General features: G+C 70.4%; 9 protein-coding genes. 7 read left to right on the forward strand and 2 right to left on the reverse strand.

All coding sequences use genetic code 11. The features are described 5' to 3' along the window. Nucleotides 1-30: 30 nt before the first annotated feature. The gene (locus SD455_RS05995; protein ID WP_070160357.1) at nt 31-702 is read right to left on the reverse strand and encodes a GerMN domain-containing protein; all 672 of its coding nucleotides are present in this window, start codon (nt 700-702) and stop codon (nt 31-33) included. A 507-nt stretch (nt 703-1209) separates the two neighbouring features. Here SD455_RS05995 and SD455_RS06000 point away from each other — a divergent pair. The 6 genes from SD455_RS06000 (at nt 1210) to SD455_RS06025 (ending at nt 6712) form a co-directional block, all read left to right on the forward strand. Continuing rightward, entirely contained in the window at nt 1210-2055 is an 846-nt protein-coding gene (locus tag SD455_RS06000) for an HpcH/HpaI aldolase/citrate lyase family protein (protein WP_311025297.1), read from the forward strand. A gap of 3 nt (nt 2056-2058) precedes the next feature. Then, nucleotides 2059-3324: a multidrug effflux MFS transporter gene (locus SD455_RS06005; RefSeq protein WP_445507542.1), complete on the forward strand. Its 1266-nt coding sequence runs from the start codon at nt 2059-2061 to the stop codon at nt 3322-3324. Nucleotides 3325-3486: 162 nt separating this feature from the next. Continuing rightward, nucleotides 3487-4596 (forward strand): enoyl-CoA hydratase/isomerase family protein, encoded by a 1110-nt coding sequence (locus tag SD455_RS06010; RefSeq protein ID WP_445507543.1) that lies wholly within the window; start codon nt 3487-3489, stop codon nt 4594-4596. Next, nucleotides 4589-5371 carry an enoyl-CoA hydratase gene (locus SD455_RS06015; RefSeq protein WP_070158820.1) on the forward strand — a complete coding sequence of 261 codons (783 nt, stop codon included), beginning with the start codon at nt 4589-4591 and terminating at the stop codon, nt 5369-5371. Before SD455_RS06010 ends, SD455_RS06015 begins: the two co-directional genes overlap by 8 nt. Before the next feature lie 87 nt (nt 5372-5458). Then, nucleotides 5459-6136, forward strand: coding sequence for a hypothetical protein (locus tag SD455_RS06020; protein ID WP_070158816.1), 678 nt, complete (start codon nt 5459-5461; stop codon nt 6134-6136). 42 nt (nt 6137-6178) lie between these two features. After that, the gene (locus SD455_RS06025; protein WP_445507544.1) at nt 6179-6712 is read left to right on the forward strand and encodes a DUF1648 domain-containing protein; all 534 of its coding nucleotides are present in this window, start codon (nt 6179-6181) and stop codon (nt 6710-6712) included. A 12-nt stretch (nt 6713-6724) separates the two neighbouring features. Here the strand turns inward: SD455_RS06025 and SD455_RS06030 are convergent, their stop codons facing one another. Continuing rightward, the gene (locus SD455_RS06030; protein WP_445507545.1) at nt 6725-8494 is read right to left on the reverse strand and encodes an AMP-binding protein; all 1770 of its coding nucleotides are present in this window, start codon (nt 8492-8494) and stop codon (nt 6725-6727) included. Between the two features lie 291 nt (nt 8495-8785). Between SD455_RS06030 and SD455_RS06035 the strand changes: the two genes are divergently transcribed. Beyond that, a complete protein-coding gene (locus SD455_RS06035) occupies nt 8786-9955 on the forward strand; it encodes an acyl-CoA dehydrogenase family protein (protein ID WP_070158818.1) in 1170 nt (389 codons plus the stop codon). Nucleotides 9956-10845 lie beyond the last annotated feature (890 nt).

Here is a 10845-nt window from a genome sequence, read left to right on the forward strand (position 1 = left end):
GGGCTGACGACGTCGGCGTCCCGGGCAGGGTCAGCGGATGATGTCGGTGACGCGCTGCAGGGTCAGCGGACCCTCCGTCACCTCGATGCCCAGCACGTGGGCGAACGGCTCCCCGTCGAGCAGGATCTCGGCCTCCTCGGCGCCGGTGGCGGCGCGGGCGGTGGCCTCCAGCTGGGAGTGGATCTGCCAGGACTCGCAGGCGCCGCGCACCGTGGGCTCCCCAGTGAGATCCACGGTGACGACGTCGTCGTCGACGGTCACGGAGTCGAGCTCCAGTCCCTCGGAGATGGCCAGCGGATTCAGGTAGGCGGGGTCCCCGTGGTGGTAGTGCTGGTCCTGCAGCAGGAACTCCACGGCGCTGCGTGCCGGGTCCTCGGTGACCATCGGTACGGAGGCGATCACGGACACGGTGTCTTCGCAGCCGAAGGTGTCGGTCCGGTAGACCTCGGTCTGCTGCACGCTCCCGACGTCCTCCCGGATCCGGACCACGCCCTCCTCGTCGATCGGGGCGTTGACGCTGTGGCCCTGGGGGCTCACCAGCCCGAGGGGCAGGCGGACCGTGTCATCGGCCTCATGTTCGGGTGCTGGGATGGCCTGGTCCGGCTCCGTGGGAGCGTCCTCGTCGTCGCCGCCGCAGCCGGCCAGCAGCAGCGCAGCAGCTGCGGCCGCGCCGCACAGGCGCAGGGAACGGCGGAGAGTCATGGGAGCCAGAATACGAGCCCTCCCGCGGTTCAGCGAATTCGGCGGAGCTCCGCAGGTGTCACGAGGTGGAGGGAGCGGGCGGGAGGCCAGAACGGGGGTGCCTCCCGCCCGCTGGGCGAGAAGGGACCGGGCGGCTGTCAGGGGTGGGATGATGCGCACCCGGCCAGCAGATCTTCTCGCGGGGCAGAACACGATGCCCGAGGGAACGGAAACTCGGACATCGATTTTCTGTCGGGCCGGAGACGAGGGGGATGTCTCCATGACGGTTCAAAGTTGAACCGTGGCCCATCACTATGTTCCTCCGCACGGCGGCCGGTGTCAATCCCCGCCACGTTCCGCCGAACCGTCGTCGATCGCCGCGGACAGCGACCATCGATCGCGGCAGGCATGAGCGGCGTCGGTGGGGAGCCCGGGAGCGCCGGGGGTGCCCCCATCGGTGCTTCTCAGCATGCGGGAGGCGGGTGCGTCAGCCCGGCCCACCAGGCGGCGGGACGATAGGCTGGGCCCATGCCGATTCGCAACCGACGCGCCGCCGCTCTGCCTGCCAAGCTCTCCCGCTCCTGGCTGCTGATCAATGCGGCCAAGCAGGAGGACTTCGCCCCCGGCCTCGCCAGCGAGGCGGACTCGGTGATCTTCGACCTGGAGGCCTCGGTGCCCGATGACGGCAAGGTCGCCGCCCGGGCCGCCGTGCTGGAGGCGCTCAACGGCGGGATGACCGCCTGGGTCCGCATCAGCCCCACCTCGTCTCCGCACTGGGAGGACGACGTCGCCGCGCTCTCCAAGGCCGAGGGGCTGCGCGGGGTCATGCTTGCCGAGACCGAGCGGCCGGAGCAGGTCACCTACACGGCCATGCGTCTGCGGGCCGGAACTCCGGTGATCGCGCTGGTGGAGTCGGCCCTCGGCGTGGAGAACGCCACACAGATCGCCTCGGCTCCCGGCACCTTCCGCCTGGCCTTCGGCACCAATGACTTCCGCAAGGACGTCGGCGTCTCCGCCGACCCCATGGCGCTGGCCTATGCGCGGTCGCGCCTGGTCATCGCCTCCCGTGTGGGCGGACTACCGGGCGCCATCGACGGCCCGACGCCGCCCGATGCGGAGGAGGCCGCCGTCATCGAAGCCTGCGGTGTGACCGCCTCGATGGGCATGACCGGCAAGCTCTCGCTCAACCGCGGGCAGGTGGACCTGGTCAACAAGGGTCTCAGCCCCTCCGACGATGAGCTCAACTGGGCCCGCGAACTGATCGAAGCGCATGAGAAGGGTGCCTCCATCGGTGACGGCTCCTACCTGCCGCGTCTGGCCCGCGCCCAGAAGATCGCGTCCCTGGCCGACTCCTACGGCCTCTGGAACGCCTGAGCCGTGCCTGACTGTCAGGAGCGGACCGCGCTGACGCCCGGGGAGCTGCTGACCCCGGCGGAGCGGCTGCGGCTCATTCTGGTGCTGGGCGTGCTCATCGCGCTGGGTCCGCTCACCGTGGACATGTACCTGCCGGCCCTGCCGGCCATCCGTGATGACCTGATGACCACGGAGGCCGCCGTGCAGCTGACGCTGACCGGTACGCTCGCCGGTCTGGGTCTGGGACAGCTGCTGGTGGGCCCGCTCTCGGACGCGGTGGGCCGTCGTCGTCCGCTGCTGGTGGGGGTGGCCGTCCACGTGGTGGCCTCCGTCGGCTGCGCGCTCGCCCCGGACCTGGTCGCCCTCGGCGGCATGCGGGTCCTGCAGGGCCTCGGGGCGGCCGCGGCCGCCGTCGTCGCGATGGCCGTGGTCCGGGATCTGTTCGTCGGCATGGCGGCCGCGAAGATCCTCTCCCGTCTCATGCTGGTCATGGGTGCGGCCCCGGTGCTGGCCCCCACGCTCGGAGGGCTGGTCCTGGCTCTGGTGTCCTGGCGGGGCGTGTTCGTGGTGCTGGCGATCCTCGGCGTCGCGATCACCGTGGTGGCCGCGATGCTGCTGCCGGAGACGCTGGCGCCGGAGGGCCGGCGCCGCGGAGGCCCGCTCGGCACGCTGCGGGACTGCGGCCGGCTGCTGGGCGACCGGCCGTACGTGGGTCTGATCCTCGTGGCCGGGTTGGCGATGTCGTCCCTGTTCGGCTACGTCTCCGGGTCCTCGTTCGTCTTCCAGCAGGTCTACGGGCTGGACGAGCAGCAGTACGCGATCGTCTTCGGCCTGGGCGCAGTGGGCCTGATCATCGCCACGCAGTGCAACGTGCGGCTGCTCCGCCGTTTCGCCCCCGCCCAGGTGATGACCGGCGCTCTGGTCGCCGGCACCGCCGCGGGCGTGGTCCTGCTGCTGCTCGCCGCCACGGGCGTCGGCGGTCTGCCTGGCCTGCTCGTCCCGCTGTGGCTGGTCCTGGCCGCCTGCGGGCTCGCCCTGCCCAATGCGCCCGCGCTGGCGCTCTCCCGTCATGGGGAGGCCGCGGGCACCGCCGCCGCACTGCTGGGCGCCGTCCAGTTCGGCGTGGCCGCCCTGACGGCCCCGCTGGTGGGCGTGCTCGGCGCAGGCGCGACAGGGATGGCCATCGTCATCGCTGGAGGCATGGCCGCGGCCACCGCGGTGGCCCTGCTGGTGGTCCGGCCCTGGCAGATCGAGGCCTCCGCGACGCCGGCGGGTCCGGTGGCGCACTGAGCCGACCGGGTTCCGGAACCTCCTGATCAGCGCCGCGTCCGTGCCGTCGTCGGCGCGTTGAACGCGTCCCTGTGGGCCGGTACATTGTGGTGAGACCCAGGTCACTCCCTGTGCTCTGGGTTCTCATCGACCGACGGGTCCGCGGACCGGCAAGGAGGCGTGATGGGCAGGGAGACTTTCACCGGCGACGTCGCATTCGAGGTCCGAGGACATCTCGGCATCATCACGTTGAACCGGCCCAAGGCCATGAACGCGCTGACGCAGCTGATGTGCGAGTCCGTGCTCATCCAGCTGGAGGAATGGGCCGCCGACGACGCCGTCGCCCAGGTGCTCGTCCGGGGCGCGGGGGAGCGGGGGCTCTGCGCGGGCGGAGACGTCGTCGGCGTCTACCGGGACATGGTGGAGCATCAGGACCACGACGGCGGCCCGATGCTTCCTGACGGCACCCCCGCCTATCAGGCGCATTTCGCCACCGAGGACTTCTGGGCGGTCGAGTACCGCATGAACCTGCTGATCTCCCAGTACCCGAAGCCGTACATCGCGCTGATGGACGGGTTGGTGCTCGGCGGGGGCATGGGCATCTCCGCGCACGGCTCCCACCGGATCGTCACCGAACGCACCCGGGCCGGGATGCCGGAGACCACCATCGGGTTCTCGCCCGACGTCGGCGGTACCTTCCTGCTGGGTCATGCGCCGAGGAAGGTCGGCCTGCACGCGGGGATGCTGGGGCTCCACCTGGGAGCCGCGGATGCGATCTTCGCCGGACTGGCGGACACCCGGATCGACTCGGGGTCCATCGAAGCGTTGATCCGCGAGCTGACCAGTCGCCCAGTGGATGAGGCGCTGCCGGAGTTCGCCGTGGAGCCGGGAGACTCCGCCCTGGGCGCGGCCGAGTGGATCAACCACGTCTACTCCGGCAATGATGTGGACATCATCCTCGCCCGGCTGGACGGTGTGGCCGGGGAGATCCCGGAGGCCGCCGAGGCGGCGTCCACGCTGCGGGCGCGTTCCCCGCTGTCCGTGAGGGTCGCGCATCGTGCCATCACCACGGCGGCGGAGCTCTCCCTGGCGGGTGCCCTCATCCAGGAGTACACGGTGGGGATGCATATGCTGCGCTCCCATGACTTCCGGGAGGGGATCCGTGCCCAGCTGGTGGACAAGGACCGCAGCCCGCGCTGGAACCCCGCCCGGCTGGCCGACGTCGACGACGACCTGCTCGACCATTTCTTCACCCCGGTGCCCCACAAGATTCTGGAGCTGCCCCATGACTGAACAGACGTACACCACCATCAAGGTCTCCTCCGCCAAGCGGGTCGGGAGGATCCAGCTGAACCGGCCCGCCGCGCTGAACGCGCTCAACGCAGAGACCATGGAGGAAGTGGTCGCTGCGACCGTGGCCTTCGACGCCGACCCGCAGATCGGTGCGATCCTGCTCTCCGGTTCGCAGAAGGCGTTCGCCGCCGGGGCGGACATCAAGGAGATGTCCGAGCAGTCCTTCGCCGACATGTACGCGGCGGACTGGTTCCGCCGCTGGGAGGACCTGGCTCGAGTGCGGACCCCGATCGTCGCCGCCGTCTCCGGCTACGCGCTGGGCGGCGGCTGTGAGCTGGCGATGATGGCCGACATCATCATCGCGGGCACCGGGGCGAAGTTCGGCCAGCCGGAGATCAACCTGGGCGTCATCCCGGGGATGGGCGGCTCCCAGCGGCTCACCCGTTCCGTGGGCAAGGCCAAGGCCATGGACATGGTGCTCACCGGCCGCCACATCGACGCCGAGGAGGCCGAGCGGATCGGCCTCGTCTCGCGGGTGGTCCCGGACGGGGAGCTCGACGCCGAGGCGAAGACGGTGGCCGAGCTGATCGCCTCCAAGTCCAAGCCGGCCGCACAGATGGCCAAGGAGGCGGTGGCTGCGGCCTTTGAGATGCCGCTGGCCAGTGGGCTGCAGTTCGAGCGCCGAATCTTCCACTCGCTGTTCTCCACGGAGGACCAGTCCGAAGGTATGGACGCCTTCGCGAACAAGCGGAAGCCCACCTGGCAGCACCGGTAGTCATCGCCTGCTGCCGTGTGGGCCGTGAGGACGAATCATCCTTCCGGCTGATCCTCGCGCGGCGCGACGCCTGGCAGGCTGGAGCCCATGAAGGAATGGGGCAAGCGGCGTCGGCAGCGGAAGGTCCGTCCGGGGGACGGCCGTGCCTTCGTTCCGATGCAGTGGTGGCATGTGCTGCACCGCTCGGCCTTCCATCTGGAGCTTCCCGTCTCCGACGGGGCCGCCGGTGGGCCTGACGAGGCGCGGCCGACGGTGGACTACCAGGTCGATGTGGACCATTTCTCCGCCGAGTTCGAGGCCTCGCTGTACCGTGAGGGCCGCCAGGTAGGCGTCGGCGCCTCCCCGGCCGCGTTCTCCGTGCCGGGTGGTGTGGTGGAGTTCGCCGCCAGCCTCTACGGTCTGAAGCGCATGCACTACGTGCCCGACGACGGAGGGCCCACCCGCATGCTGGAGCCGGACCCCCGCTCCATGGAGGGGCTGCGCGCAGAGTTCGACCGTCGGCGCCCCCGGGCCAGTCGTGCGGTGGGCTGGGCCGCCGTCGTGATCCTGGTCGTCGGGCTCGTGGTGGGCGGGCTGCAGCTGGCCGAGGTGGTGTCCCGCTGGGATGTCGTACCGGAGTCCTGGGGCGTGTTCATCTCCCCGGTGACCCTGCCCGGCTGGGCGAACGTCACCCTGACGGTCGCGGCGGTGGGTGCGGCCCTGGAGCGGGCGCTGACCCTGCGCCATCACTGGTTGCTCGACGGCGGGCTCGGGGACTTCGACTGATGAGTACGCACATCACGCGCAAGACAGGAGAGAGGACTGGCTGTGGGGGACGCTGAGACGAGCCGGGCGCAGGCGCCGGAGCCGGAGGTGTATGGCGGATGGCAGGACCGTCCGGAGCCGGACTATGAGTTGGGCTCGGGGTGGAGGACCCTGCGCTGGGCGAGCGTGGTGGTCGGCGCGGTTCCGATGCTGCTCATCGGCTGGCGTGCCCTGGAGGAGCCCAGTCAGGTGCCGGTGCATTTCGCCATCGACGGGTCGGTGAACAGGATGGGATCACCCTGGGAGCTGTTCCTCGCCCCCGTGCTGATCTGGCTGCTCTGCGTGCTCGGCATGACGCTGCTCTCCCGGCGCCCGCGGATCTTCAACTTCCCGAAGCCGTTGACCAGTGAGAACGTGCAGGACATGTACCGACTCGGGGAGAGGATGCTGATCGCCCTGGCCGCATCGGCGGCGGTGCTCTGCTGGGGGATGGTCGGGGCCATGCCGGGGATGCCGCTGTTCTGGCTCACCTGGGTCGGCGGCGCAGGTGTCGTCGGGGTCGCCGCCGTCGGGATCTGGCAGATGGTCAAGGCCTGACCCGGCTCCGCCTCAGGTCCGGAGCGCCGGCAGCTCGGCGTCGCGGAACTCCTCGGCGCCGGGCTCGCCGCCCCGGCTCTCCTCCAGTGCCCGCAGCTCCACCCGGCGGATCTTCCCGGAGATGGTCTTCGGCAGCTCGATGCGCTCGATCCTCCGGATTCGCTTGAACGGCGGCAGCTTCTCCCGGCAGGACGCCAGGATCGAGGTGGCCGTCTCTTCATCCCAGTCCCAGCCGGCCGCCAGGACCACGTAGGCCTTGGGCACCGCCAGCCGCAGCTCGTCCGCGGCGGGCACGACGGCGGCCTCCGCTACAGCGGGGTGCTCCACCAGCACGGACTCCAGCTCGAAGGGCGAGATCCGGTAGTCGCTGGACTTGAAGACGTCGTCGCTGCGGCCCACGTAGGTCAGCACCCCGTCCTCACCCCGTCGGACCACGTCTCCTGTGTGGTACAGGCCGTCGCGGAAGACCTCCGCCGTGCGTTCGGGGTCTCCCGCGTAGCCCTTCATGAGTCCCACGGGCCGGCGCGTCCCGGACTGCTCGGCGCGCAGGCACAGCTCCCCCTCCTCGGCCTCCTCCCCGGTGCGGGGATCGATCAGCACCACGTCGAAGCCGGGCAGGGGCCGACCCATCGAGCCGCGCGTCACCGGCTGGCCGGGAGTGTTGGCCACCTGCAGCGTGGATTCGGTCTGTCCGAAGCCGTCTCGGATGGTGCAGCCCCAGGCCCGCTCCACCTGGTCGATCACCTCGGCGTTGAGCGGCTCCCCGGCGGAGACGGTCACCCGGGGCGGGTGCTGCAGCAGGGTGAGGTCGGCCTGGATGAGCATCCGCCAGACGGTGGGCGGGGCGCAGAAGCTGCTCACCCGGCGGGCGTCCATCTGGGCCATCAGTTCGGCGGCGTCGAAACGGGTGTAGTTGTAGATGAAGATCGTGGCCTCGGCAATCCACGGGGTGAAGAAGTTGGACCAGGCGTGTTTGGCCCACCCAGGTCCGGCGACGTTGAGGTGGACGTCTCCCGGCTGCATGCCGATCCAGTACAGCGTGGACAGGTGCCCCACCGGGTAGGAGGTGTGGGTGTGCTCCACCAGCTTGGGCAGCGAGGTGGTCCCGGAGGTGAAGTAGAGCAGCAGGGTCTCGTCAGCCGGGGTCGGCTGCACGGGGGTGAATGTCGCGGAGGCGTGCCGGGAGTCCTCGTAGTCCAGCACAGTCCGCCCGCTGTCCGGCGGCGCCCCCGCCCCCGGCACGTGGATGAGGGTGAGGTCGCCGTCGACCTCCTGGAATTTCGCCAGGTCTGCGGGGCCGGCCACGGCCCAGCGCGCCTGTCCGCGGCTGACCCGGTCCTGGAGGTCGGCGGGCCCCATCTGCGTGGTGGTGGGGATCAGCACGGCGCCCAGCTTGATGCCGGCGAGCATGACCTCCCAGAGTTCCACCTGGTTGCCCAGCATGAGGATCATCCGGTCGCCGCGTCGGACGCCCTGAGCGGTCAGCCAGTTCGCCACTCGGTTCGATGCGTCGCGCAGCTGGGCGAAGGTGCGGCGCAGCACGGTGCCGTCGGCCTCGGCGATCACCAGGGCGTCCTGGTCGGCTCGCTCCCCGGAGGCGACGACGTCGAACCAGTCCAGGCCGAAGTTGAAGTGGGAGAACCGAGGCCAGCGGAACTCCTCACGGGCCCGGTCGTAGTCCTGCTGGCAGGCCACCAGGCGGTCCCGGGCCTGGCGGAACGCGGCGGCGCGCTCGGCGCTGGTCAGGGCGCTGGAGTCGAGTGAGGCGTTGTGGCTGGTCATGTCCTGGAGAACCTCCCACTGGCTGCGTGCGGCGTCAGTCGACACGGGGCCCGACGTGATTGCCGGGCTGACAGCTCCAGCCTACGACAGGACCTGACCTCCTGTGATGCGCGTCACTGGTCAGGCCATATACTGAGGGTCCCGAGGCGGCCAGGCCGAGATCCGGCACCGCCTGGGACCCGAGACCGGGGTGCGTCCCTCCCGAGGGGGCGCGCCTCCCCATCCCGGCCCCGGCGCGGCTCATCATGGCCGGCTCCAGGAGCCGGCGACCATGCGAAGGAGCTGGTGACGGTGACCGTTGCTGTCCAGTACCCCGAGGGCGACCTGCTGAAGACCAGGCGCCACCTGTCCGCTGAGGAGGACGAGCGCCTCCGTCACATCGAGGCCTTCGTGCAGGAGAGGCTCCGCAAGCCTTCCCTCGAAGCGTGGAACGAGGAGCGGTTCCTGGCCGAGGCGCTGCCGTCGCTGGCGGACCTGGGGCTCGGCGGTCTGGAGATCGACGGCACGTCCCGTCTCTTCAAGGGCCTGGCGCACGCCGCCGTCGCCCAGGCCGACGTCTCCATGTCCGCAGTGCTGGGCATCCACAACGAGCTCATCGTGGGTCTCATCCACGCCTATGGCTCCGCGGAGCAGAAGGAGGCCTGGCTGGGGCGCCTATCCCGCTTTGAGGCGCTTGGCGCCTTCTGTCTCACCGAGCCGGACCACGGCTCGGACATCGCCGGCGGTCTGGCGACCACGGCTCGCCGGGAGGGCGACTCCTGGGTCATCAACGGCACCAAACGCTGGATCGGGATGGCCACCATCGCTGACATCGCCCTCATCTGGGCCCGTGACGTCGCCGACGACGCCATCAAGTGCTTCCTCGTGGAGACGAACACTCCCGGTTACCACGCGGAGATGATCCGCCACAAGATGGGGTTGCGCGGCATCCCCAACGCCGACGTCGTGCTGGAGGATCTGCGGGTTCCGGCTGAGGCCAAGCTGCCCGGCGCCCGCAGCTTCGCGGACACCAACGTGCTGCTGTGCAGCTCACGGGCCTGGGTCGGCTGGCAGGCGGTCGGTCTGCAGCACGCGGTGCTCGACGTGGTGCGCACCTATGTGACCGATCGCGAGCAGTTCGGCCGCCCGCTGGCCTCATTCCAGCTCATCCAGCAGGCCATCGCCGAGATCTCGGGGAACCTGACGGCGACACAGGCGCTGATGACGCAGATCACCGCACTCCAGCAGGAGGGACAGCTGGAGATGGTGCACGCGGCTGCTGCGAAGGCAACTGCGACCCGCCTGGCCCGGGCGTCCGCGGCCCTCGGGCGGGAGGCCCTGGGCGGGAACGGCATCACCACCGACTACGAGGTCGCCAAGCTCATGGGGGACGCCGAGGCCATCTATACCTATGAGGGCTCCTACGGGATCAACTCCCTGATCGTGGGGCGGGCACTCACCGGGGTCTCGGCCTTCGTCTGATCGGGATGCCGCAGCCAGGACGGAGCTGATGGTGCTGGCGCGGGTGCTGGAGGACGTGGTGCGGCTGGTCTCCTCCAACTGCCTCGGTGAGGATTCGCAGGTCCGCCGGGGCCGACCCGTGCGTGGAGGACCGGCGCGACGACGTGCCCGGCTGAGCAGGTCAGTCAGCGGGGAGTTCGGTGGTGTGGCTGGGCTGGTGTGGCTCAGTGTCGTCGTCTGCTGGTCTCGTAGAAGACGGTCACGCCCGCACGGGACCCCGGGGTGCCTTGGTGTGCGGCGATGAGGTCGACACGGCCGTGGGGCGTGAGGGCACGCCGTCGCGTGGGCTGCCAGGCAGGCGGCAGCCCACGACGCCGCGGACCGGGGCGCGTCGGTGGAGCTGCCGGCCGCTGTGAGGACGGTGGCGGCGATGTTGCTGGCGGGGGTGCTGCTGGCGGGGCTGGCGACGCCGGGGGAGTCTGTGGCGCTGCTGGCTCTGGTGCTGCTGTCTTCGGTGGTGTGGCCGGGTCCTCTTCGGTGGTCAGCAGGCCGTGGGATTTGATCCGGTGGTGCCTGCGGCACAGGGCCTGGAGGTTGGGCCCGCTGGTGGGGCCTGCCGGGTAGGGGAGCCGGTGGTCAAGATCGCAGCGCTGCGCCGGGGTGGTGCACCCCGGGGCCTGGCAGACCCCATCGCGGAAGATGATGGCATCCCGCAGCCGGGCTGGAGCGTAGCGGCCGGTGTAGGTGATGGCGAGGATGTTCGGAGAGACGTCTCCTGCGCCCGGCTGGTGCGGGCCGGTGGTGGCCTGGTACCAGTTGTGGCAGGTGCGGGGGTCACCGGCGAGGTGGCGGGCATCGCTGGCTGGGATCACCCAGTTCCGGTCGGCACTGATGCCGGGGTCGTCGCTGTG

This window comes from Nesterenkonia sp. K-15-9-6 (genome assembly GCF_052656005.1).